Below are 22215 nucleotides of genomic sequence, written 5' to 3'. Positions count from 1 at the left end.
TCAGTCCGCGCAAAGCGGGTCGTTCTTCATTTTGGGCTGGTTGCACAGGGCTGCACCGGCCAGTTCCACATCGGCGACATAATACAGGGATGACAGGCCCAGTCGATTCCGTCCCAGGTTGTGGAACACCAGACCGAAGGCGATATCGCCGGCGGTGTAGCTTTCGTGGTTGGCGGAAAAATAGGCCGCCGGCTGGGACAGTTCGTCGTCATCCAGCAAGGTTTCCACCCGGGCAGCGCCCCCGTGGTAGGCCTGTACCAGCAACAAGGTGAAGAGCCGGTCGCGCTTTTTCCTGGGCAGGTTGCCGAAGCGGGCGTCGAACACCGGCCGCAGGTTGCGGGCGTTCTGGCTGGTCAGGCGCATGGCGCAGTCCAGTTGCGCCAGCCGATGCCAGTAGTTTTCCGGGCCAATCCCGCAATCACTGAGCACCATATCGGACAGCTGCATGATGCCGCGGGCGTTGGCGGCCGAGTGGGCCTGTTGCTGGGCACCGCTCTCGATCAGCAACTGGCCGGCGAGATAGCGGTCCATTTCCGCCGGCAGATCCAGCCGTTGCTGGTTACGGCGGGTCTGGTAGACATAGGACAGGGCGGCGTGCAGGGATTCGGGTTTCTGTGCGTTGCCGACAGTCAGGTCGTCCCAGCTGCCCCACAGGCGATCGTCAGGCGCGGTGCCGAGGTAACGTCCAATCGCCTCGTTCATATTGACGTGAGGCTGGTCGCAGGCCAGCGCAAAGGGATAGCCGGTGGTCTCGGGGCCGCCGGCCACCCAGTACTCGCTACGGCCCTCTTGCGCCATCCGTCGGCGGGTGGCGTTCAGTTTCTTCTGGGTGGCTTCGCGGGTGTCGGCGTTTTCCATGTAGCCGAGGAACTGGCCGCGCCGGTCAAACAGGATATGGCGTTCGGTCTCACTGCAATAGCCGCTGCTTTCCAGTATCCAGCGGCGGATGGTCAGGATGTTCTGGTAGACGCCCTGGCTTTCCCAATAGGGCGATTCCCGGATGACGGACGTCCAGTCCTTGAGTTTTTCGGCATGGCCGGTGCCGGACAACAGAATCAGGAAAAGCGACAGGCAGACTGTCCGCATCGGCATAGAAACGCTCCACCGCAAGCATGAGGTTGAAAGGCGCGGTCTCCGGATTTTGGCCGCAGGACCGGCTGGCTGCAACTGTCGGCGAAGGCGCGGGACGTGAAACTGAATCGGCTCTCGCAGCGTATTGGAGTCAGGGAGGAATCATCATGACGTACACTCTGAAGCTGTGGATCATCCTGGCAATCGGCGCGTTGCCGGGGCTGGCGTCAGCGGCCTGTCCCGACTGGCTCGATGTGGACATCAACCGTCTGCGTTCCACGGAGACGGTCAACCTGTGTGACCTGCAGGATGGCCACGCCATGCTGATCGTGAATACCGCCAGTTTTTGCGGTTACACGGGCCAGTTCCGGGGGCTCGAAGCGCTTTACAAACGCTACCGGGATCAGGGCTTCACCATCGTTGGCGTCCCGTCGAATGACTTCCGCCAGGAAGCCAGCAACGAAGCCAAGACGGCCGAAATCTGCTTCGTCGACTACGGTGTGACCTTCCCCATGACCGCGCCGCAGTCCGTCACCGGTCCGGAAGCCCATCCGTTGTTCCGCAAGCTGGCCGAGATAAGCGGCGCCGCGCCGGGCTGGAATTTCAACAAATACCTGATCGATCCGGAGGGGAGCGAGGTCTGGCATTACCCTTCTCGAGTGGCACCGGACGACCGTGAACTCACCTCCCGAATCAAGGCGTTACTGGAATAGCTGAACGGCCTGTCATTATTTCGCTGTTGGGGTATGCTTGTCGGGCACGGTGACATGCCACTACCCAAGGTCAGGATGCCTATGAATGTCAGCGATTACCTGCAGTTCGATGCCGTCGGACTGGCCGATCTGGTACGCCGCAAGAAAGCCACGCCCCGTGAAATCATCAACGCCGCCATTGAACGCGCCGAGGCGGTGAATCCGACCCTCAACGCCATCTGCCATGCCCAGTTCAGCGCGGCGCTGGAACATCCTGCATCGACCACCGGGCTATTGGCCGGCGTGCCCTTTCTGCTCAAGGATCTTGCCCAGGAACAGGCCGGTGAGCCCTGCACCTTCGGCAGCCGCGCGCTGCGTCACCAGATTGCCGAGCGGGATTCCGCCTACGTGAAACGGACGCGGGAAGCGGGCCTGGTGATCCTGGGGCGGACCGCGACGCCAGAGCTGGGGCTCAAGGCGGTCACTGAATCCCGGTTGTGGGGTCCGACCCTGAACCCCTGGGATACCGAACGCACGCCAGGCGGTTCCAGTGGCGGTTCCGGCGCCGCCGTGGCCGCCGGCATCGTGCCGATGGCCGGTGCCAACGATGGTGGTGGCTCGATCCGCATCCCGGCCGCCTATAACGGTCTGTTTGGCCTAAAACCTTCCCGCGGGCGGGTATCCGCTGGACCGGGCATGGGCGAACACTGGACCGGCGCCTCGGCCGATCATGTGGTCAGCCGCAGCGTGCGGGACAGCGCCACCATGCTGGATTACCTGGCTGGCGCCGAATCGGGTGATCCGTTTACCATCGCCTCGCCGGAGGGCTCCTATGCCGATAAGGTGACCGAGACGCCGCGCCCGCTGCGGATTGGTGTGTTCACCAACTCGCCCTACGGCGGCGACGTGGCGCAGGAGTGCATCGACGCGGTGGAAAGCACCGCCAAGACCCTGGAAAACCTGGGGCACACGATTGAATACGCTCGCCCCGACTTTGACGGTATGGCCCTGGCCCGCTGTTACCTGGCGTTGTACTTCGGCGAGGTCTCCGCGGCGATGGCACGGGCGGCGGAGCGATACGGCGCCCACGACCGGGATTTCGAACTGGATACTCGGTTGATCGGCATGTTGGGCCGCACCCTGCCGACGCCGGATTACGTCCGCCTGCGCCAGCAATGGAACGACTTCTCCCGAGCCCTGGGGCTGTTCTTTGAAACCTACGATCTCTACCTGTGCCCGACCACCGGCCAGATGCCGGCCCGCATCGGGGAGCTGGACACCCCGGCGCACCTGCAGATCGTGAGTCGCCTCATGCTGCTGCTCAAGGCCGGCCGGCTGGTCCATCACAGTGGCATGGTGGATCAGCTGGCGCTGGAGTCCCTGGCGCGCACGCCGTTTACCCAGTTGGCCAACCTCACCGGCACGCCGGCCATGTCGATGCCGTTGCACTGGACGGTGCAGGGCATGCCGGTGGGCGTTCAGTTCGGCGCACCCCACGGAGGCGAGGCCACATTGTTTCAACTGGCGGGGCAGCTGGAAGCGGCTTTGCCCTGGTGGCATCGCTACGACGCACTTTCTTCGGCGGACACCTTGTGATCCGCCCCGGTCGTCTCCACGTTTAACCTTTTGGAGAGACACGCTATGCTGTAGGAGGGAGTTGCCCGACTCCCGAGGCGATCACTGAATAGACAGCCTGTCTAACGTAAGTGCGCCGGACAGGCAGTTGTGTCCAGTGTCTCCCCCTACCCTGATGGCACCGAGGAGGCGAGCGTACCATGAACTATCCGCAACCGATTGCGATCGACGAACTGGTATCTGTCGCACAGGGTGAAGCGATGGGAGAGCTGGATGCTCCCATGATGGCTATCGTCCTGTCTTCAGATCAGAGTTACGACTTGCCTATCCAGTCCCTGGAAACCGAAGCAGACAAGGCCCGCTGGGCGTTGATCCTGCGCGCGGCCCGGGAACATGTCGAAGCGGACGCGGTGGCCGTGCTTTATCCGGCTTGGACCACGATCCGCAACAAGCGCGAAACGGACCCCGAACCCAAGGAGGATGACGCACCGGATCCGATCGACACCCTGTTCGTGCAGCTGCATACCCGGGACCGGGTCTACTGGCGTGGCTTCGAGCAGATTCGCGATCCCCGGCACCAGCGCATCATCGGCTTCAAGCGAATCGGTGCCCTGTCGACGGACTACGACCGGGACGACGTGCCGACCGTCGCCGCCTGGCTGAACACACTGTTCGAGCCGTTGCCGGACGAGGGTGAGGAAACCGAAGTGGACCGGGAGCTGGCCGACCTGCTGGAAGAGCCGGAAGTCAGCGCGGCCCTGTATCCGCGCCAGATGCGCAACCTTCACTGACACGCCAGACGGGCACGTACCGTCATTAAACGGGCTCCGGTCACGTCGGACAGGCAACCTGACGTGACCGGTGACGTCCGCACCTACCTCAAGACATCATCGGCAACGCCACAAACCGCTGCGCGGCCCAATACAGGCTGATCACGGTCACCACCAGGGCGATGGCCGGAACCGCCGCGCGCTGGTACAGGCGATACCGGCTGATGGCATACAGCAGCGGGAAAATCACGGCCAGGATCAACAGCTGCCCGGCCTCCACCCCAAGATTGAAGCCGGCCAGGGCCAGGACCCTTTCTGACGTGCCGTGAGTCAATTCCTCCAGAACGCTGGCGAACCCGAAGCCGTGCACCAACCCGAATCCGAAGGCGATCTTCCAGGTCCGGTGACCCAGGACCGGGAAAAGCAGGTTGATCGCCGTGACGGCAATGGAGAGCGCGATGATGATCTCCACCGGCCCGCTGGGTGGATGGACCAGTCCCAGCACCGTCATGCCCAGGGTGAGGGAATGCGCCACCGTGAACGAAGACACGATGCCGGCCAGTTCCCACAGGCGACTGCGCAGGATCTTGGGATCGCGCGTCGACTGGTGGCGGGCCAGGGTGGCGGGCAGGATCAGCACCAGTAGGAACAGCAGGTGGTCGAAGCCCAGCAGCAGGTGCCAGATGCCCTGTTGCAGGAAATCCGCGAACACACTGAACCAGCTGCGCCCGGCGGCATCCAGGGACAAGGCATGGTCGTCCGGGCCGAGCACGGCGAGCTGTTCCTGGTCGCCATCGGTCTGCTGGATCAGGCCGCGATGCAGGCTGTCGACCTCGAACAGGAGATCGTAGCGCAGCTGGTCCGGAGCGGCATCCGCCGGGCAGCGCACCTGATAGCGCAGGGCGGCGTAAGGGCCGTCGCTGTGACGGCTCAGGCCCCAATCCTGGCCCACCAGGCGGCAGTTCCGCGAACCGGCCTGGAGCTGGAGGCCCTGTTCCAGGTAGCGAGTGATGTCGCCCCGGGCCCGGTTCAGCTCGTCGCTGGTGACCTGCCGGTCGCCGTTGGCATCAAGCGGCACCACCAGCGCCAGGTCGCGCAGGGCCACGTCGATCCGCAACTGCGACGGCTCTGTCGACGTGTCGAGGTAGACGAAGCCGTCGCTGGCCTTGTGGGCCAGGGCCGGCCCCGCCATTGCAAACAGCAGGGTCAGTCCTGCCAACCATCGGGTCATGGGGTGGTCTCCGGATAGCGTGCGTCCGACTGGTGGTTGTCGGCCAGCCAGTCGACCAGGTCCTGTCGGGCCGATGTTTCACCGGCGGCGGTGGCCGCGCGCAGCAGCAGGCGGGTGTCGAGCGGTTCGCGCTGGCTTTGCCAGTTGAGACTGGCGTAGTGGAAGGCGGCCTCCGGCTGCTGGCCCACATCCAGCAGGTAACGGGCGTAGTCCCGCTTGTGCAGGAGGTTGCCGCGCCACCGGGCCTCGGCGAAGCGCTGGGCCAGGCGCTGCTCGAACTCCCGGTCGTCCTGCTGGCTGCGTTTCAGGGCGATCGCCTTGAGGACGGCCAGGCTGTCGACTTGCTCGTAGCCCTGGGTCAGCGCCAGCGCCGCTTCCGGCTGATCCTGCTGCAGCAGCCAGTCGGCGTAGAGCGCGCGGCTGTAGAGATCGCCGGGATCCATCACCAGGACTCGCCGCCAGTGCGTCTGCGCCGCATCCAGGTCGAGCTGGGCCGCCAGTGACGCCAGGGTGCCTTCCGCCCAGGCGCGGCTCACGGGATCGCGGGTAGAACGTGATTGGTGTACAGCCCGGGACAATCGTTCATAGGCCGCGCGGGCCTGGCCGGTTCGGGCGTCCACCTGGGCGAAACAGCTGGCCGCGATCAGGCCGGGATAGTCGTCGGCAAACGCCTCGCAGGCCTGTCGGGACCCGGCATAGTCGCCCCGGACCAGCCGGATACTGGCCAGCGTCAGCCAGGCCTGACTGCGCAGGGGACCGGACCGTTGCGCCTGCAGCACGGCTTTCAGGTCCGCTTCCGCCCCGTCGAATTGGTGCAGGCTCTGGCGCAGGCTGCCTCGTAGCAGACGCAGTTCCGGCGTCAGCCGGGCGGTGGGCCACTGGTCCAGGGCGCGCTGGGCGTAGCCCAGAAAACGCGGGTCGCCCTGTTGGCGGGCCGCCTTCAACTGGTGGCGGACCTCCGCGGCCAGCGCATCGGCGCTCTGGCTCGTGGGCGCCGCGGACACGCCGGTCTCCGGCAGGTTGACCAGTACCGTCCGCGCTGGAATGGGCTCCAATGGCGGGGCCGCCGCCAGACAGACCGGTGCGAAGAAAAGACAGAACAGGAGTGCGAAAAAGCCCCCGCCCGGAGGGGCGGGGTGAGGGTTGGCCGGCCCCCTGCCTCGTTGGAGGCGGCCAACAGACGCGGTGTTACTGCAGGATGTCATCGTAGGCATCGGGGTCGTCCTGATCGTTGAACGAAAAGGTCACGTCGTTGACGTCTACGGCGTCGCGATCATCCTGCGTGTTCTTGATTTCCGACTTCACGAAGGCGGTGAAATCCACCTCGGCGTTATTGTCGTCGTCGCTGTCGTGGTTACTGGAGCAACCTGCCAGGCCCAACAACGACAGAGCGATCAAAGTCATAATCGCTTTCATGGCAACCTCCGGTTACGGCGTTGTGGGCGAGCCGGGAATCGGCGTGCCCAGGTACGGGAAGCCATCCAGCAGCTGGGACCGGTCAACCACGGCGCCGTCGGTCAGCGGCGCGCCGCTGTTCGGGTCGGTCTCGCCAAAGAACGGCAGGGTGGCGCCAATGGCTACGCGCAGCGCGATGTCCACCACGTCATCCACCGGTCGACGGCCGTTGGGGAAACCGGTGGCATCCGGACTGCTGGCGAGCAGGCCGAGATCAGACTGGTTGTTCACGTCCGGGTCGGCCGCCGGAATAGCGGTGTTCAGGCGCAACATGTCGGCTGGCTGCACGCCAGCGGGCTGGTTGGAGAAGATCACCGAACCACCGCCGTCCTTGAGGGTCAGGCCGGTCAGGAAGGCGGCCACCAGATCCACCCTCGGGAACACCTGCGGTTCCTGGATGGCGCCGCTGGTGACCACCTGCAGCAGTTTGGGCAGGGTCGGGTTGGTCACGTAGGTGGCAAACTGGTTGTCGTCTGCCGGTTCACTGGCGTTGAAGCGATCCTTGTCGGCCAGGCCAATCACCACTTCGTTCACCAGCGGCATGCCCAGTCGGGAGACCTGGGTGTAGGCGCCGCCCTTGACGCTGGCACCCTTGCCGTTACGGGTCGGGGCCGGATTGACGACCTGGGCCTGGCGGATACTGGCGGTCGTCCAGCCGCCAATCACCGGATCGCCGCCGGCCGTCTGGGAGGAGCCGGTCAGGCAGTCGGTGGGCACTTCCAGGGCAAAGGAGGTCACGTTCGCGTCAGCCAGGGTGTCGAGGCCCTGGTCCCGAGCGCCCAGTGGATTGGCGAGGTTCACCAGATCGAAGATTTCACCCAGGTTCACCGCAAAGGCGTCCTTGCGCTGCCCAACGAAGACCCGGCCGTTACCGCTGCAGCCGGGCAGCGACACGTCGTAGACGTGATTGGCGGCGTAGGCGGCATAGTCGCTGATTGAGTTGGTGCCGATGTTGTCCAGCGGTTTGCGGAAGGTTTCGGTGCCGGTATCCACGTTGGTGGCCATCTGCACCGTGCCGGATCGGCGATCGCCGCGGATGACTTCCAGCGTGTACTCCTGCCGCACCTGGACGTTGTTGGTGTCCGTGGCCGCCGGGCCGATGGCGCCAATGTTCTTGAGCGGCACGGAGACCATCTCCCCGCCGATATCCAGTTGCAGGTCCTGTTTCACATCCGATAGATCGAAACGGAAGGTGATGTCTTCCTGCGCATCTGCCGTATTGTCGATGTGAATTTCGTAGATGGCGTCGTCATCCAGATCGAAATAGTTGGGACCACCGTATGGATCCTGGAGGGGCAGGTAGTTGGCAATCAGGGTCACGGTGTCCTCATGCCCCGGTTCATAACTGCGGAACATGTAGAAGTCGGTGCCGTCGACCTTCGGGGTCTCGGTGATGAATGGGGCTTCACGGTGGCTGGACGCAAAGCCGGCGAGAGGGGTAGTACAGAGCCCTGCGATCGAAACCGCGAAGAGCGATCGCTTCAGATTCAGGTTCATTATCCATTCCTCTGCTATTTTTAGGTGGCGAATGGTTCTGAGAGACAGCGGTTCGTGTGTGCTGTCTGAGGCCGGTACGGCCCCCTCTTCTGAAAAGTTGCACCTCGTAAAAAATTATTCAGGCAGTCACCACCGCGCATCTCCGGGAGTGGGTTAGACGTACTGGTGCTACCTGATCTGCAAAAAACGAAAGCGGCGAGAATACGGACATATGGCATTGGAGACGGATCAGGAAGAATTGATGGGCCTGCTGGCGCGGGTGGCACAACAGGACCGGGCGGCCTTCCAGGCCTTATATCGGCAAATGGCCGGGCGGATGTTCGGCGTGTGCCAGAAACTGGCGGCCCAACCGGAACTGGCCGAGGAGGCGTTGCAGGATGCGTTCGTTCGCATATGGCATCACGCCAGCGAGTATCACCGCGAACGGGGAACACCGCTCAACTGGATGCTGACCATCGCCCGCTACCGCACGCTCGATCTGATCCGGGCGCGCAAGGTGCGGCAGACCGCGGGCGATGATCAGCTCGAAAATGTGGCGGACGACAGCTTCAGTCCATTGGAGGCCTCGATGCAGGCCGATGGGGCCGCAGCCCTGCAGGGCTGCCTGGAAGAATTAAGCGACACCCAGCGGGACAGCATCCTGCTGTCCTATTACCGCGGGCTGACCCATGAAGAGCTGTCGGTCACGCTGAGCACACCGATCGGTACGGTGAAAAGCTGGATTCGCCGGGGATTACAGGCTTTGAAGAGGTGCCTGGAACGATGAAGAGAACACCGGAACGCATCGAACGCCTGGCGGCGGAATACGCCCTCGGTGCCCTGCAAGGCGGGGCGCGGCGGCGTTTTGAACGCTGGATGATGGAATCCTGGGCGGTCCGGCAGGAGGTCTGGTACTGGGAAAATAAACTGGCACCGCTGGCGGATGCGGTACCGGCCGAGGAACCGCCGGCACGGGTCTGGCAGGCCATCGAGCAGCGACTCTGGCCCGATACGGCCGCCGCTCATACGACACGTCGCGGACTGAGCTGGCTCTGGGCCGGCTGGAGCCTGGCGGCCACGGCCGCTGTGCTGGTGCTGGCGGTGATGCTGGTGCGTGAACCGGCGCCCCAGACCCAGGGGCCGTTGTTGTCGGGCGCGGTGGTGCAGCCGGATGTGAAGGATCCCCTGTGGCTGGTGGCGGAAACCGGCGAACCGGGCAAACTGAGACTGCGGCCGGTGGCGGCCACGGCGCCGGAAGGCCAGCATGATTATGAGCTGTGGGTCGTCCCCGCGGATGGCAACCCGCTCTCACTGGGCGTCATTCCGGTGGGCAAGGACAGTCTGCAGATCACGCTGTCGCCGGCAGCTCGCGCCGCCCTGCGGGCGTCAAAGACGCTGGCGATCAGCCTGGAACCGAAAGGCGGATCCCCCAGTGGCGCACCCACCGGCCCGATTCTGCACATCACGAAGTTGCATGAGCTGGAGTAACCGGCCCGGTTACCGGGCCAGCAGGGTGATGCAGAGCTGGGCCTGCTGCACGAAATGGCTGAAAGCGGTCAGCTGGTCCTCGGACAGGCTGGCCTGCAGGTCGCCATTGTCGGCATAGAACAGGCCCACCCGGCGGGAACCGGCATACAGCGGTCCCGCCAAAGCCGGGCGGGTGCCGATCCAGGCATCGCAGTCCGGCAGCAGCGGCCGATCTCCGGCGGGCAGGATTTCGCACTGGTCGGTGAGCAAGCTCCTGAGACGGTCGGCGCCGTCCCGGTGGACCATAAAATGATCGCGCCAGGCGGCGGTGCCGCTGCCCAGCACCTTGCGGGGCACCAGCTCGGCGCCGCTGCGATCGGCCATCAGCAGCGCAACCCGACGCAACCCGACGGCCCGATGAATGCCCTCCACGACCATCTGGCAAATGCCGTTCAGATCCGGTTGGGTCGCCAGCGCGGCGGAAATGTCTCGCAGGATACTGAGTTGCAAACCGGGATCCCCCTGCGGCGCCTCGGGGGCTTCTCCCGCATCGGATTCCGCATTTCCGGGCAGGAGACCACGGATCTGGGGGATGCCAAAGGAGACGGCAATCTCCTCCGCCTCGCCGGCATTGAGTCGCACCTGGTCCCGCACGCTGGCAGGCTGCTCACCGATGTTCTCGGCGATGCGGGCGAGGCGTTTGTCCACCGCCGCCGAGCGCCAGCCGTTCTCGGCCTCACGGGCCAATTCAACGGAATCACGCACCAGCGCAACCGCGGGTGAACTGGCCCGTCCGGCGCTGACGACATCGTGAATAAAGCGACCCAGTTTCCAGGCGTCCACCAGACCGCGGGTGATTTCGACAAACGTGGTGCCGAGAATCTCTTTCTGCAGTTCGGCGGGTTTGTCAGCCGGCATGCGGGCGGCGAGTTCCGCCGCCTGTTCGGTGGGGCACGACCAGAAAGCCAGTTCGCCGATGTTCATCAGCAACGCCCCGATAAACACCTCCTCATGGGCCTGTTCATTGCCGCCGGGCAGCAGGCAGCGTGCCTGAACCGCCGCATGCAGCGCCCGCGCCAGGGATTTCAGCAGGTGTGGGCGGGGATTGCGCTGAATCAGCGTATCGATCAACAGGGACGAGATGGCCATCGATTTCACCGCATCGAAGCCAATCAGCGTGATCGCACGGCTCACGGTGCTCACCTGAACCCGGCTGTGGTTATAGAAGGCCGAATTCGACAGGCGCAGCACCTGGGACGTGAGCTGGGCGTCGTTGAGAATCACGGCCGCCAGCTCGCTCACGGTCGAGTTGTTACTTTCCGCCAGCTGGTTAATGCGGCGCAGGGTGTTGGCCAGGACAGGCAGTTCGACCTGGCTGAGGTAATCCACCCAGGCCTGGGTCGACTGCAGACGCGTTGGCGTGTCGCTCAAGAATGTGGCTCCGAGATTTGTGACTGCTTGTTCATCTTATGAGTCTAGCTGATTGCGCCCTTCCCGCCGAGTGCCGCGTTTCGGGCGGCGTTGCGGCATGCCCCGATTCGGGTTTGGCGCCGGCCTGCGCTATACTGCGCGATCATTTTCAGGTTTGCAGAGATGCCAAGTGATTGAGTTTGATCAGGTCCACAAGGCCTATGAGGTGGAAGGCCGGGCGATCCCCGCGCTGCAGCCCACCAGTCTCGCGATCGAGAACGGCGAGGTGTTCGGCATCGTCGGTCATTCCGGGGCGGGCAAATCGACGCTGGTTCGCCTTATCAACCTGCTGGAACGTCCCAGCGGCGGCCGGATCGTGATCGATGACGAGGACGTGACCGGGTACGACAGCGACGACCTGCGCAATTTCCGGCGCAAGGTCGGGATGATTTTCCAGCACTTCAACCTGTTGTCCTCCAAGACGGTGGAAGACAACATCGCCTTTCCCATGAAGCTGGCGGGCATTTATTCCCGGGACGAGATCCGCACCCGTGTGGCGGAATTGCTGGAGCGGGTGGGCCTGACCCATCACGCGCGCAAGTTCCCGTCCCAGCTGTCCGGCGGGCAAAAGCAGCGGGTCGGCATCGCCCGCGCCCTGGCTTGTCGCCCGACCATCCTGCTGTGTGACGAAGCCACCAGCGCGCTGGACCCGCAGACCACCCAATCGGTGCTGCGTCTGCTGGGGGATCTGAATCGGGAACTGAAGCTGACCATTGTCCTGATCACCCACGAAATGGACGTGGTGCGCCGGGTTTGCGACCGGGTGGCCGTGATGGACGCCGGTGAGGTGGTCGAGATGGGCCCGGTCACCGACGTGTTCCTGCATCCGAAGCACCCCACCACGCGCGATTTCGTGTTTGAGAGCGAGCATGTGGACGAGCAGGAAATGCAGGCCAATTTCGAACAGGCCGAAGGCCGCATCCTGCGCCTGACGTTCCGCGGCGAGTCGACCTACAAGCCGTTGTTGGGCAGTGTGGCGCGGGAGACCGGCGTGGATTTCAGTATCCTGTCCGGGCGTATCGACCGTATCAAGGACACGCCCTACGGCCAGCTCACCCTGTCACTGGTGGGCGGTGACCTGCAAGCCGCACAGGCCGCTCTGGAAGCGGCCGACGTTCACGTGGAGGTGGTGCGATGATGGATGATCTGCTGACCAACGTGGACTGGGGCGAAATCGGCGGGGCCAGCTGGGACACGCTGGTGATGGTCGGCGCGTCGCTGTTCTTCAGTGTGCTGTTCGGCCTGCCGCTGGGCGTCCTGCTGTTCCTGACCGGCAAGCGCCAGCTGCTGGAACAGCCGGTGGCCTACGCCGTGCTGTCGTTCGTGGTGAACGTCCTGCGCTCGGTGCCGTTTATTATCCTGCTGATCGTGATGATTCCGTTCACGGTGATGCTGATCGGCACGTCGCTCGGTGTGGCCGGGGCCATTCCGCCACTGGTGGCCGGCGGCGCGCCTTTCTTCGCGCGGCTGGTGGAAACCTCACTGCGGGAAGTGGATCGTGGCATCATCGAGGCGACCCAGGCGATGGGCGCGACGGTGCGCCAGGTGATCTTCGGGGCGCTGCTGCCGGAAGCCATGCCGGGCATCATTGCCGGCATCACCGTGACCGCGATTACGCTGGTGTCCTACGCCGCCATGTCCGGTGTGATCGGCGGGGGCGGCCTGGGTGACCTGGCCATCCGTTTCGGTTATCAGCGATTCCAGACCGACGTGATGGTCATTACCGTGGCGCTTCTGGTTATTTTTGTTCAGATATTGCAAATGGTTGGCGACCGGCTCGTGCTTTACTTCAGCCGTCGCTGACACCGCATCATGCGGCGCTTTCCGGGCGCCGACCAAAAGAAAAATTGCCATCGTAACAACGAGGACATTATGAAACTGACCAAGATTCTGGCGCTGGCTGCCACCCTGGTGGCATTTTCCGTACAGGCTGCGGACAAGCTGACTGTGGCGGCGACCGCCGTACCGCACGCTGAAATTCTCGAGCACATCAAGCCGACCCTGGCTAAAGAAGGCGTGGACCTGGAAGTGAAGGTCTTCACGGACTATGTCCAGCCCAACATCCAGGTGGCCCAGAAGCGGATGGACGCCAATTACTTCCAGCACCAGCCGTACCTGACCGAATTCAACGACGGCAAGGGCACCAACCTGGTCAGCGTGGTGGGCGTTCACGTCGAGCCGTTCGGCGCCTACTCCAAGAAGATCGATTCCCTGGACCAGCTGGAAGACGGTGCCACCGTCGCGATCCCCAACGATCCGACCAACGGCGGCCGGGCGCTCCTGCTGCTGCAGAAGGCGGGCCTGATCAAACTGAAGGACAGCAGCAAGATCACCGCGACTCCGCGTGACATCGCCGAGAACCCGAAGAACCTGAACTTCTACGAGCTGGAAGCGGCTACCCTGCCGCGTGTCCTGAGTCAGGTCGACCTGGCGATGATCAACACCAACTACGCGCTGGAAGCGGGCCTGAACCCGACCAAGGACGCGCTGATCATCGAGGGTGCGGACTCGCCTTACGTGAACATCCTGGTCGCCCGTCCGGACAACAAGGACAGCGATGCCATGAAGAAGCTGGCCGATGCCCTGACCAGCGACGACGTGCGCGAGTTCATCAAGGAAAAGTACAAGGGTGCTGTCGTACCGGCCTTCTGATCCCGGTACGGCTCACTGCACAAAAAAAGACCCCGGCCGAGGCCGGGGTCTTTTTGTTTGGGGCAACGACTGATTCAGTCGCCGCTCCAGTTGGCTTTCGGGTCCGGCGTCATGCGCAGGTAGGGGCGCACCGCCTTGTAGCCTTTCGGGAAACGCTTCTGGATCTCTTCCTCGTCCTGCAGGGACGGCACGATGACCACGTCGTCGCCGGCGGTCCAGTTGCCCGGGGTGGCGACCTTGTGATCGTCGGTCAGTTGCAGCGAATCCACCACGCGCAGTACTTCGTTGAAGTTGCGGCCGGTGCTGGCCGGGTAGGTGATCATCAGCCGTACCTTCTTGTTCGGGTCGATCACGAACAGGGAGCGTACGGTCATGCTGTCGTCGGCGTTGGGGTGAATCATGTCGTACAGGGTGGAAACCGTGCGGTCACCGTCCGCGAGGATCGGGAAGTTGACGGTGCAGCCCTGGGTTTCGTTGATGTCGTTGATCCACCGTTTGTGGGACTCCACATCGTCGACGCTCAGTGCGATCGCCTTGACGTTACGCTTGGCGAACTCGTCCTTCAGTTTGGCGGTGAGCCCCAGCTCCGTGGTGCAGACCGGGGTGAAGTCCGCCGGATGCGAGAACAGGATGCCCCAGCTGTCGCCCAGCCATTCGTGGAACCGAATGCGGCCTTCGCTGGAATCCTGTTCAAAGTCGGGTGCGGTATCGCCTAGACGTAAGCTCATTGATGCTCCTCCTGTTAGTCGGTAACGCCGGCCCACGGCGCTGATCGTCCATTGCTTCCAGTGACTATTGGGCCGGCCCGGTTGAATTCAAAAGACCTTTTTACTCTAGCTTATAACGCCCTGTTATGACTGCGGTTTGATCGCTTCGCGGGCGAAATGTTCCCGGGTCAGGCGGAACACGATCGGGCTCAGCAGGGCCAGCGCGATCAGGTTGGGGATCGCCATCATCGCATTCAGCGTGTCGGCAATCAGCCAGATAATGCCCAGGTTCGAGGTGGCGCCCACCGGAATGGCAATGATCCACAACACACGATACGGCCAGATCGCCTTCACGCCAAACAGGAATTCGATACAGCGTTCGCCGTAGAACGACCAGCCCAGGATGGTGGTGAAAGCAAACACCGCCAGCGCGATGGCGACCATGTAGTTGCCGACGCCGGGTAAGACGTTGGCAAACGCCATGGAGGTGAGGGCGGCGCCGGATTCCCCGCTGGTCCAGGCGCCGGAGGTGATGATCACCAGCCCGGTGATGGTGCAGATGATGATGGTGTCGATGAACGTGCCCAGCATCGCCACCATGCCCTGCTTGATCGGGTTGTTGGTCTGCGCCGCGGCGTGGGCAATCGGCGCCGAACCCAGCCCCGCTTCATTCGAGAAGATGCCCCGGGCGACACCGAAGCGGATCGCTGCCCACACGGCGGCACCGGCAAAGCCCCCCTGGGCCGCCACGGGCGTGAAGGCGTGCTTGACCACCATGACAATGGCGTGGGGGATCTCGGTGGCGTTCAGAGCCAGGACAATCAGCCCGGAGACGAGATAGGCAATCGCCATCAGCGGCACCAGGGAGGACGCCACCTGGCCGATCCGCTTGATGCCGCCAATCAGCACCAGGCCCACCAGTATCGCCAGGACCAGACCTGTCACCCAATGGGGCAGGCCAAAATTGGTTTGAACCACGTCGGCGACCGAGTTGGCCTGAACCGTGTTGCCAATACCGAAGCCGGCAATGGACGCGAAAATCGCAAACAGCACGGCCAGCCAGCTCCAGTGTCGCCCCAGCCCGTTGCGGATGTAGTACATGGGGCCGCCGACATGGTCGCCGCGTTCGTCGACTTCCCGAAAATTGACCGCCAGCACCGCTTCGGAATACTTGGTGGCCATGCCCACCAGCGCCGTCAGCCACATCCAGAACAGCGCGCCGGGTCCGCCCAGGAAGACCGCAGTCGCCACGCCGGCGATGTTGCCGGTACCGACGGTGGCCGAGAGGGCGGTCATCAGCGCCTGGAAGGGCGGTATCTCGCCTTCATCCGTGGACTTGCGCCCCTGCCACATCAAACGGAAGCCCGCGCGGAGCTTGAGCACCGGCATCAGTTTCAGGCCGAGGCTCAGGAACAGACCGACGCCCAGGATCAGGACCAGCATGGGCGGGCCCCAGACCCAGCCGTTGATCAGTTTTATGAAATCGGAAAGGGCTTCCATGTGCGTTTCCTCCTGAGGTGCGGGTTGGTGTTGTTGGAATGGAAGGAGTATAGACTCAAATGCCGATAATTACCGAAATATTCATATGAAACAATGCGATAGATGAATAATTGGTCATTTTTGGGCATGCATCGGTTTGCCGTACTGACTCCTTGGATCGGGGAATCCGGGCATGGCTGGGGGGCTGGAATGCAGTATCCTAGTCACAGAGAAAAGGAGATGTCCGTGAACGTAGCCCTGAGAAGCAGTCCGCCCCAGCTCCATACCGTATCGGCCAATGGCCTGGACTTCTGTGTGGAAACCCGTGGCCCGGCCGACGGTGAGCCGGTAGTGTTCATCATGGGCCTGGGGGCTCAGATGACCCTGTGGCCAGAAGCGCTGCTGGATCGCTATGCGGCCGCCGGTTATCGAGTCATTCGCTTTGATAATCGGGACATTGGCCTGTCGACCCACCTGAAGGCGCGGTTGGAAGGGCATCCGCTCAAGGCCATGGCCCTGTCACGGCTGGGCCGGCCGATAGCGGCGCCCTACACCCTGCACGACATGACAGCGGACGTCTGTGGCCTGATGGACAGCCTGGGGCTGGAGAGTGCGCACATTGTTGGCGTGTCCATGGGCGGCATGATCAGTCAGATCCTGGCGGGCAACCATCCGCGCCGGGTGCGTTCGGCGACGTTGGTGATGACCTCCACCAACAGCCCGCGCCTGCCCATGCCGAAGCTGGCGCTGGTCTGGCGGCTGTCGGGTGTGGGCGTGAAGGGCCACGATGAAGACGCCGTGGTGGCGCGCTCGCTCGATTTCTGGCGGGCGATCCAGAGTCCGGATTATCCGACCTCACCGCACGAGGTGCGTGATCGCCTGATCAACGACTACCGGCGCAGCTATCATCCGGCGGGCATCCTGCGCCAGACCCGGGCGATTCTTGCCACCGGCAGCCTGTCATCGATCACCCGTCGCATCCAGGTGCCCACCAGCATCATCCACGGCGCGGCGGATCCCCTGGTGCGACCGGCGGCGGCCGATCAGTTGCGGTACCTGATACCCCACGCCCGCCTCAAGCTGATTCCCGGCATGGGGCACGACATGCCCGCCCCGCTGCTGGACACCATTGCCGAACAGAGCCTGGCCACCATCGAGCAGGCGCGGGGCTGAAGGCTTACCAGGAGCCGGTGTTTTCCATGCTGGCCCAGGGCTCCTGCGAGGGCAGGGCATCGCCTTTCTGCAGCAGTTCGATGGAAATGTTGTCCGGCGAGCGGACGAAGGCCATGTGACCGTCCCGGGGTGGCCGGTTGATGGTGACACCGCCGGCTTGCAACTTCTCGCACAGCGCATAGAGGTCGTCCACGCGGTAGGCCAGGTGACCGAAGTTGCGACCGCCGCTGTATTCTTCCGGATCCCAGTTGTGGGTCAGTTCCACCATCGGCGCCTTATCGGCCAGCGCGCGCTCCTTGTCTTCGGGCGCGGCGAGGAACACCAGTGTGAAACGGCCCTTGTCGTTGTCCATGCGGCGCACTTCCTCCAGGCCCAGGAGATCGCAGTAAAAATGCAGGGAAGCCTCGAGATCGGCAACGCGAACCATGGTGTGCAGGTATTGCATCAGTCGCTCCTCATCAGAAACAGGGACAGGTGTGATGGGGCTATTCTCGCACAGATTGGCCGGGGTGGCGGCTGATGGGGCATGCGGGGTTTCGCGGATGGTGACGCGGGAAATCGGCGGGCAAAAACGCGGGGGTCAGAAATAAAAATAGCCAGCCCAAGAGACTTGAGCTGGCTATCAATTGGGAATACTCAAAACGAGATTCCTCCTTGTTGTTCGTCTTGTACTGCGCCGGTTTTAGCGCTGGCGCAGGGCCGCCTTGATGCTGCGAGACTGAGCCGGACGATTGAGCGCTTCCAGGCTCATGGTCTGACGACGGCTGATGGCCTCAACACGAGACTGCTCGGGCACAGCCACGTTGCGGCGGAAACGGACGACCAGGTTGTTCAAACGCATAATACACCTCCAAAAGAACGAGTTTGTCCAGGCGCTCCGCGACGGGAACGTCCTGTTCATAAACGCCTAAGCGATAAAATATGTCAGTGTCAGACGCTGCTGTGGAGGCCACGCAGGTCACCCCGAAAGAACTCGGAGTACGTCTCTGGAGGGGATCCCCGAAACGCAGGAGAAATGTACAATAATCCGGCAGTTTGGGGAATAAGTAGTCTACGAATTTTGTAAGAAAATGTTGCGTAAAATCTGAACAGTAGCGTGTGATGTCCGGTTACAGCAGCGCCACCCGGGAGCGCTGGTTGCCGTCGATCAGGGCCAGGGTGCCGGAGGCGTTGTCGGGGTCCGGCAGGGCCATCTCCAACTGGTCGAGCAGTTCCGCAACGCCCAGGCGGCCGTCAATGCAGCGTATCGCCGCGAAGGCCAGGTGCGTGGGAAACCGTTGGTCCCCGTCCCTGCCCTCTTCCGGGCTCAGGCGTTGGGCCACCATGCCCAGCCGAACCAGCAACTGGGCGCGATCGCTCTCGCTGACCATCATCAGGAAGTCCCCTTCGGACACGACCCCTGCCGTATCGAAGAACTCCAGCCCGGACAGCAATTTCTCGGCCCAGTCGCGGCGCAGATGATTGGTTTCTTCTGCACTGAGGCTCGTCCTGTCGAACCCGACCCGCAGCCAGACCAGGGTCATGTCGCCACCAATCAGCTTCAGACGCTGGTTGGACTCCTCCAGTTGGCGCACCAGCCCGGCCCAGTTCCAGAGGCCCGTGACTTCGTCCAGCAGGTTCTCCCGGGCGCCGCCGCGAATGGTGTTCGTAGGAGCGCGGTTGCCGGGGCTGTCGAACGTAAATTCCCGTTCCGTCAGACTGGCCAGGTCCTGCAGGGCATCGAAGTCCATATCCGCGGCTTGGCGTGGACGATTGTCGATGAGACACAGGGTGCCCACCGGCTGACGATTGCGCGCCCGGAGCGGAATGCCGGCGTAGAAGCGAATATGGGGGTGCCCGGTGACCAGCGGATTGTCGGCGAAACGGGGATCCTGGGCAGCGTCCTCGACAACAAACAGGTGTTCCTCGAGCAGTGCGTGCCCGCAGAAGGAAATACGCCGGTCGGTCTGGCGGGTGTCCAGCCCCTGGATCGACTTGAACCACTGGCGTTCCTCGTCCACCAACGTGATGGCCGCCATGGCCACGCCAAAGAACTTCTGGGCCAGGCGCGTGATGCGCTCGAAACGCTCCTCCACCGGTGTGTCCAGAGCCCGGAGAGTGCGCAGGGCGTCCAGGCGCTGCATTTCATCGTGCGGGCGGGGTGGTGTTTTCATGGAGTCCCTTCGGCAAACGGTTGAAGAACTGACACCAGTATAGGCATATTCCGGGATCGCTCACAGCACCGGGTTAGCAATGGTCAAGGCGCCTGCGATCCCTTTTTTGTATTTCCCTATCGGCGCAACTTTGCCTAGTTTAAGGGAACAGGGCATTGCCGAACGACGGGGCCGGCCGTAGCGGATTGGCGTCGCTTCAAAACGTCCGTCCTGCCATCGCCACCGCCCGCCTGCGATGCCTCCGGGGGCAAGCGCCCCGCTGGAACAGGAGAGTCCGTCATGCGATCACTCAAGGTCGGCGATGTGATGTGGAATCACATCGAACCGGTGCACAGTGGAACGCCACTGACCAAGGTCGTGGAGGTGTTGCTGCGCAATCACGTTACCGGCTTGCCGGTCGTGGATGACAAGCGCCACGTGCTCGGCTTCGTTTCCGAGCAGGACTGCATTCATGCCATGCTGGTGACCAGTTATCACCACGAAGGGGAGCCGGTCGTGGAGGACGTCATGTTCTCCGATCCGCTGACCGTGCCACCGGAGATGGCCGTTGTGGATCTGGCGCAGAATCTCGGTCGTAACAAGCCCAAGATCTATCCCGTGGTGGACGGTGGCCGTCTGGTCGGTATCATAACCCGGGCCGCGATCCTGGCTGCTCTGGCCAAGACCGGCTATGGGGTGGCCGTGCCGAGGTTTGCCACCGAGGATTGATCGCCGCCGACGGGGAAATCGGCATGGCTCCAGGCGATCGGATCCTGACAGAACCGCGGCAGGCGGGTTGAACCGCTCACCCCGACGGACCCCGAGGCAGGCCGACGCTTGCCCGAAGGATGGACACTGGCGGGCGTCCGGCTTTAGACCCGGACGCCTTTCCCGCAATTGAGGGTGGCGCAGAAGGCGGGCCGATCACGATGGGTCACACGGTTGTGCGCTGCCCCGGACTGGGTAGAGAGGAATCAACGATGGAACTGCTTTCATCCAACCGCTGCTTTAATGGCGAGCACCGCCGGTATCGCCATCGTTCCGATGTGCTGGATTGCGACATGGTGTTTGCCGTATTCCTGCCACCGCAGGCCCGGAAGGCGCCTGTGCCCGTGCTTTACTGGTTGTCGGGACTGACCTGCACGGATGAAAACTTCATGCAGAAGGCCGGAGCCCAGAAGCGGGCCGCAGAGTTGGGCCTGGCCATCGTCTGCCCGGACACCAGCCCGCGTGGGGTGGATCTGCCTGGCGAAGACGACAGCTATGATTTTGGCAGCGGGGCCGGCTTTTACATCAACGCCACCCAGGCGCCCTGGTCAAAGCACTACCGCATGTACGATTACGTGGTCCGGGAACTGCCGGCATTGCTGGAGGCCGAATTGCCGGTGACCGACCAGCGAGCGGTATCCGGTCATTCCATGGGCGGGCACGGCGCGTTGATCGCCGCCCTGAAAAATCCGGGTCGCTACGCCTCGGTTTCGGCGTTCGCGCCCATTTGCCACCCCACGGCCTGCCCCTGGGGCCAGAAAGCGTTCCTGGGGTATCTGGGCGGGGATGAATCCACCTGGGCAGAATACGACGCTACCTTGCTGATTCCGGAGGCGGAGGAGCGTCTGCCTCTGCTGATCGATCAGGGCACGGCCGACCAGTTCCTGGAGGAGCAGCTCTATCCGGAGACGCTGGCCGAGGCCTGTGAGCGCGTGCATCACCACGTGACGCTGCGCATGCACAGCGGCTATGACCACAGCTACTTCTTCATCGCCTCGTTCATTGACGAGCACCTGGATCACCACGCCAAGGCGCTGGGCCTGCTGTAATTCACGCGGCCTTGGGGGCTTGACGTCGGGGGCGCTGGACTCGCGCCCCCGGACCAGAGATGGGGTGACGTGTCAGGCGTCGCCGTCCACCTGCAGCACCACCTTACCCTGGCTGGTGTTGGACTGCAGGTAATCCATGGCACTGGCGGCCTTTTCGATGGGGTATTCCCGATCGATGATCGGCCGCACCTCACCTTCGGCCAGCAACGGCCAGACCGTCTCGTACAGCGCGTCCATGACGTCACCCTTGACCGCCACCGGCTGTGAGCGGAGGGTGGAGCCGATCAGGCGCTGACGCTTCATCAGCATCAGGCCCAGATCCAACTGGGCCTGCCGGCCACCCATCAGTCCGATCAGCACGATGCGCCCGTTGGGCCGCAGCACCTGCTGATCCAAACCGATGTAATCGCCACCGACCGGGTCCAGCACCATATCGGCTCCGCCCCAGTCCAGCACGGCCGATACAAAGCTGCCGTTGTGGCGATTCCAGCCGTCGTCTGCGCCCAGTCTCATGCAGGCTTCCACCTTGGCGTCGCTGCCGGCCGTCACGAAGACCGGATTGCCCAGCGCACGACCCAACTGGATCACGGCAGTGCCGACGCCGCTGGCGCCGGCATGGAGCAGGATGCGTTCGCCCGGTTTGAGCGCCGCTTCCATGTAGAGATTGAGCCACGCCGTGGCGAAGACTTCGGGCAGGCCCGCGGCTTCGCGCAGCGACACGTTCTCCGGTAGCGGCAGAACCTGCGGCGCGGGCACCATCACCTGCTCCGCATAGCCACCGCCGGCCAGCAAGGCACAAACCGGGTCGCCGACCTGGAGATGGGTGACGTCCTCACCCACCGCATGCACGTGCCCGCTCACTTCCAGGCCCAGAATCGCCGACGCGCCCGGCGGCGGTGGATAGGCGCCGGCGCGTTGCATCAGATCGGCCCGGTTCATACCGGCATAGGCAACGTCGATCAGGACCTCGTTCGCTCTTGGCGAGCCCGGCGACGGGTGATCCCGCCACTCGAGCCGGTCGTTGTCGATGGCAATCGCTTTCATGGTG

General features: G+C 63.3%; 23 protein-coding genes. 11 read left to right on the top strand and 12 right to left on the bottom strand.

The features are described 5' to 3' along the window. A complete protein-coding gene (locus tag EB809_RS14950; protein WP_223807987.1) occupies nucleotides 1–1092 on the bottom strand; it encodes a hypothetical protein in 1092 nt (363 codons plus the stop codon). Between the two features lie 146 nt (nucleotides 1093–1238). On the opposite strand from EB809_RS14950, the gene EB809_RS14945 reads away from it, so the two are divergent. The 3 genes from EB809_RS14945 (at nucleotide 1239) to EB809_RS14935 (ending at nucleotide 4129) form a co-directional block, all read left to right on the top strand. Next, entirely contained in the window at nucleotides 1239–1784 is a 546-nt protein-coding gene (locus EB809_RS14945) for a glutathione peroxidase (protein WP_123635629.1), read from the top strand. A gap of 81 nt (nucleotides 1785–1865) precedes the next feature. Further along, nucleotides 1866–3359 (top strand): amidase, encoded by a 1494-nt coding sequence (locus EB809_RS14940; protein WP_123635628.1) that lies wholly within the window; start codon nucleotides 1866–1868, stop codon nucleotides 3357–3359. 179 nt (nucleotides 3360–3538) lie between these two features. Beyond that, complete coding sequence (locus tag EB809_RS14935) at nucleotides 3539–4129, top strand: hypothetical protein (protein WP_123635627.1); 591 nt, start codon at nucleotides 3539–3541, stop codon at nucleotides 4127–4129. Between the two features lie 88 nt (nucleotides 4130–4217). Here the strand turns inward: EB809_RS14935 and EB809_RS14930 are convergent, their stop codons facing one another. From EB809_RS14930 to EB809_RS14915, 4 genes are all read right to left on the bottom strand, one after another. Beyond that, nucleotides 4218–5339 carry a HupE/UreJ family protein gene (locus EB809_RS14930; protein ID WP_123635626.1) on the bottom strand — a complete coding sequence of 374 codons (1122 nt, stop codon included), beginning with the start codon at nucleotides 5337–5339 and terminating at the stop codon, nucleotides 4218–4220. Continuing rightward, nucleotides 5336–6394, bottom strand: coding sequence for a tetratricopeptide repeat protein (locus EB809_RS14925; RefSeq protein WP_223807986.1), 1059 nt, complete (start codon nucleotides 6392–6394; stop codon nucleotides 5336–5338). The genes EB809_RS14930 and EB809_RS14925 overlap by 4 nt, the downstream gene beginning before the upstream one ends. A 133-nt stretch (nucleotides 6395–6527) precedes the next feature. Further along, entirely contained in the window at nucleotides 6528–6743 is a 216-nt protein-coding gene (locus EB809_RS14920; protein ID WP_123635625.1) for a hypothetical protein, read from the bottom strand. A 24-nt stretch (nucleotides 6744–6767) separates the two neighbouring features. Then, complete coding sequence (locus EB809_RS14915; RefSeq protein ID WP_123635624.1) at nucleotides 6768–8291, bottom strand: DUF4331 domain-containing protein; 1524 nt, start codon at nucleotides 8289–8291, stop codon at nucleotides 6768–6770. Nucleotides 8292–8502: 211 nt separating this feature from the next. Between EB809_RS14915 and EB809_RS14910 the strand changes: the two genes are divergently transcribed. Both EB809_RS14910 and EB809_RS14905 read left to right on the top strand, forming a co-directional pair. Further along, nucleotides 8503–9057, top strand: coding sequence for a sigma-70 family RNA polymerase sigma factor (locus EB809_RS14910; protein ID WP_123635623.1), 555 nt, complete (start codon nucleotides 8503–8505; stop codon nucleotides 9055–9057). Continuing rightward, the gene (locus EB809_RS14905; RefSeq protein WP_123635622.1) at nucleotides 9054–9758 is read left to right on the top strand and encodes an anti-sigma factor domain-containing protein; all 705 of its coding nucleotides are present in this window, start codon (nucleotides 9054–9056) and stop codon (nucleotides 9756–9758) included. Before EB809_RS14910 ends, EB809_RS14905 begins: the two co-directional genes overlap by 4 nt. Before the next feature lie 9 nt (nucleotides 9759–9767). Here EB809_RS14905 and EB809_RS14900 read toward each other — a convergent pair whose 3' ends face one another. After that, on the bottom strand, nucleotides 9768–11168 hold the full coding sequence (locus tag EB809_RS14900; protein ID WP_223807985.1) for an HDOD domain-containing protein: 1401 nt from the start codon (nucleotides 11166–11168) through the stop codon (nucleotides 9768–9770). A 169-nt stretch (nucleotides 11169–11337) separates the two neighbouring features. On the opposite strand from EB809_RS14900, the gene EB809_RS14895 reads away from it, so the two are divergent. The 3 genes from EB809_RS14895 (at nucleotide 11338) to EB809_RS14885 (ending at nucleotide 13859) form a co-directional block, all read left to right on the top strand. Continuing rightward, entirely contained in the window at nucleotides 11338–12345 is a 1008-nt protein-coding gene (locus EB809_RS14895) for a methionine ABC transporter ATP-binding protein (RefSeq protein ID WP_123635621.1), read from the top strand. Continuing rightward, complete coding sequence (locus EB809_RS14890) at nucleotides 12345–13010, top strand: methionine ABC transporter permease (protein ID WP_123635640.1); 666 nt, start codon at nucleotides 12345–12347, stop codon at nucleotides 13008–13010. The genes EB809_RS14895 and EB809_RS14890 overlap by 1 nt, the downstream gene beginning before the upstream one ends. A 69-nt stretch (nucleotides 13011–13079) precedes the next feature. Then, on the top strand, nucleotides 13080–13859 hold the full coding sequence (locus EB809_RS14885) for a MetQ/NlpA family ABC transporter substrate-binding protein (protein WP_123635620.1): 780 nt from the start codon (nucleotides 13080–13082) through the stop codon (nucleotides 13857–13859). A gap of 74 nt (nucleotides 13860–13933) precedes the next feature. Here the strand turns inward: EB809_RS14885 and EB809_RS14880 are convergent, their stop codons facing one another. Both EB809_RS14880 and EB809_RS14875 read right to left on the bottom strand, forming a co-directional pair. Next, nucleotides 13934–14587, bottom strand: coding sequence for a peroxiredoxin (locus EB809_RS14880; RefSeq protein WP_123635619.1), 654 nt, complete (start codon nucleotides 14585–14587; stop codon nucleotides 13934–13936). Nucleotides 14588–14710: 123 nt separating this feature from the next. After that, nucleotides 14711–16066, bottom strand: coding sequence for an alanine/glycine:cation symporter family protein (locus EB809_RS14875; protein WP_123635618.1), 1356 nt, complete (start codon nucleotides 16064–16066; stop codon nucleotides 14711–14713). A 225-nt stretch (nucleotides 16067–16291) separates the two neighbouring features. On the opposite strand from EB809_RS14875, the gene EB809_RS14870 reads away from it, so the two are divergent. Continuing rightward, a complete protein-coding gene (locus tag EB809_RS14870; RefSeq protein ID WP_411711077.1) occupies nucleotides 16292–17218 on the top strand; it encodes an alpha/beta fold hydrolase in 927 nt (308 codons plus the stop codon). Between the two features lie 4 nt (nucleotides 17219–17222). Here the strand turns inward: EB809_RS14870 and EB809_RS14865 are convergent, their stop codons facing one another. The 3 genes from EB809_RS14865 to EB809_RS14860 all read right to left on the bottom strand — a co-directional run bounded on the left by EB809_RS14865 (nucleotide 17223) and on the right by EB809_RS14860 (nucleotide 19371). Beyond that, the gene (locus EB809_RS14865) at nucleotides 17223–17663 is read right to left on the bottom strand and encodes a VOC family protein (protein WP_123635616.1); all 441 of its coding nucleotides are present in this window, start codon (nucleotides 17661–17663) and stop codon (nucleotides 17223–17225) included. Nucleotides 17664–17900: 237 nt separating this feature from the next. After that, on the bottom strand, nucleotides 17901–18059 hold the full coding sequence (locus EB809_RS20980) for a hypothetical protein (RefSeq protein WP_190294922.1): 159 nt from the start codon (nucleotides 18057–18059) through the stop codon (nucleotides 17901–17903). A 268-nt stretch (nucleotides 18060–18327) separates the two neighbouring features. Further along, nucleotides 18328–19371 carry a GAF domain-containing protein gene (locus EB809_RS14860; protein ID WP_123635615.1) on the bottom strand — a complete coding sequence of 348 codons (1044 nt, stop codon included), beginning with the start codon at nucleotides 19369–19371 and terminating at the stop codon, nucleotides 18328–18330. Between the two features lie 279 nt (nucleotides 19372–19650). Between EB809_RS14860 and EB809_RS14855 the strand changes: the two genes are divergently transcribed. Together EB809_RS14855 and fghA are read left to right on the top strand one after the other, a co-directional pair. Then, nucleotides 19651–20079, top strand: a complete 429-nt coding sequence (locus EB809_RS14855) for a CBS domain-containing protein (protein WP_123635614.1) — start codon at nucleotides 19651–19653, stop codon at nucleotides 20077–20079. A gap of 251 nt (nucleotides 20080–20330) precedes the next feature. Continuing rightward, nucleotides 20331–21167, top strand: a complete 837-nt coding sequence (fghA, locus tag EB809_RS14850; RefSeq protein ID WP_123635613.1) for an S-formylglutathione hydrolase — start codon at nucleotides 20331–20333, stop codon at nucleotides 21165–21167. A 72-nt stretch (nucleotides 21168–21239) separates the two neighbouring features. Here the strand turns inward: fghA and EB809_RS14845 are convergent, their stop codons facing one another. Beyond that, nucleotides 21240–22211, bottom strand: a complete 972-nt coding sequence (locus EB809_RS14845; protein WP_123635612.1) for an NAD(P)H-quinone oxidoreductase — start codon at nucleotides 22209–22211, stop codon at nucleotides 21240–21242. Between the last annotated feature and the right edge of the window lie 4 nt (nucleotides 22212–22215).

Source organism: Marinobacter sp. R17, from assembly GCF_003789045.1.
Classification (GTDB): domain Bacteria; phylum Pseudomonadota; class Gammaproteobacteria; order Pseudomonadales; family Oleiphilaceae; genus Marinobacter_A; species Marinobacter_A mangrovi.
The sequence above is the reverse complement of the archived record's forward strand: the minus strand, read 5'-3'. Positions and strand labels throughout refer to the sequence as shown.

What these genes read in the sequence shown, in the direction of transcription:
- EB809_RS14910 (WP_123635623.1), top strand. Translation starts at nt 8,503, where the DNA reads ATGGCATTGGAGACGGATCAGGAAGAATTGATGGGCCTGCTGGCGCGG.
- EB809_RS14845 (WP_123635612.1), bottom strand. Translation starts at nt 22,211, where the DNA reads ATGAAAGCGATTGCCATCGACAACGACCGGCTCGAGTGGCGGGATCAC.
- EB809_RS14930 (WP_123635626.1), bottom strand. Translation starts at nt 5,339, where the DNA reads ATGACCCGATGGTTGGCAGGACTGACCCTGCTGTTTGCAATGGCGGGG.
- EB809_RS14940 (WP_123635628.1), top strand. Translation starts at nt 1,866, where the DNA reads ATGAATGTCAGCGATTACCTGCAGTTCGATGCCGTCGGACTGGCCGAT.
- EB809_RS14855 (WP_123635614.1), top strand. Translation starts at nt 19,651, where the DNA reads ATGCGATCACTCAAGGTCGGCGATGTGATGTGGAATCACATCGAACCG.
- EB809_RS14920 (WP_123635625.1), bottom strand. Translation starts at nt 6,743, where the DNA reads ATGACTTTGATCGCTCTGTCGTTGTTGGGCCTGGCAGGTTGCTCCAGT.
- EB809_RS14875 (WP_123635618.1), bottom strand. Translation starts at nt 16,066, where the DNA reads ATGGAAGCCCTTTCCGATTTCATAAAACTGATCAACGGCTGGGTCTGG.
- EB809_RS14860 (WP_123635615.1), bottom strand. Translation starts at nt 19,371, where the DNA reads ATGAAAACACCACCCCGCCCGCACGATGAAATGCAGCGCCTGGACGCC.
- EB809_RS14935 (WP_123635627.1), top strand. Translation starts at nt 3,539, where the DNA reads ATGAACTATCCGCAACCGATTGCGATCGACGAACTGGTATCTGTCGCA.
- EB809_RS14890 (WP_123635640.1), top strand. Translation starts at nt 12,345, where the DNA reads ATGGATGATCTGCTGACCAACGTGGACTGGGGCGAAATCGGCGGGGCC.
- EB809_RS14885 (WP_123635620.1), top strand. Translation starts at nt 13,080, where the DNA reads ATGAAACTGACCAAGATTCTGGCGCTGGCTGCCACCCTGGTGGCATTT.
- EB809_RS14950 (WP_223807987.1), bottom strand. Translation starts at nt 1,092, where the DNA reads ATGCCGATGCGGACAGTCTGCCTGTCGCTTTTCCTGATTCTGTTGTCC.
- EB809_RS14915 (WP_123635624.1), bottom strand. Translation starts at nt 8,291, where the DNA reads ATGAACCTGAATCTGAAGCGATCGCTCTTCGCGGTTTCGATCGCAGGG.
- EB809_RS14880 (WP_123635619.1), bottom strand. Translation starts at nt 14,587, where the DNA reads ATGAGCTTACGTCTAGGCGATACCGCACCCGACTTTGAACAGGATTCC.
- EB809_RS14945 (WP_123635629.1), top strand. Translation starts at nt 1,239, where the DNA reads ATGACGTACACTCTGAAGCTGTGGATCATCCTGGCAATCGGCGCGTTG.
- EB809_RS14865 (WP_123635616.1), bottom strand. Translation starts at nt 17,663, where the DNA reads ATGCAATACCTGCACACCATGGTTCGCGTTGCCGATCTCGAGGCTTCC.
- EB809_RS20980 (WP_190294922.1), bottom strand. Translation starts at nt 18,059, where the DNA reads ATGCGTTTGAACAACCTGGTCGTCCGTTTCCGCCGCAACGTGGCTGTG.
- EB809_RS14905 (WP_123635622.1), top strand. Translation starts at nt 9,054, where the DNA reads ATGAAGAGAACACCGGAACGCATCGAACGCCTGGCGGCGGAATACGCC.
- fghA (WP_123635613.1), top strand. Translation starts at nt 20,331, where the DNA reads ATGGAACTGCTTTCATCCAACCGCTGCTTTAATGGCGAGCACCGCCGG.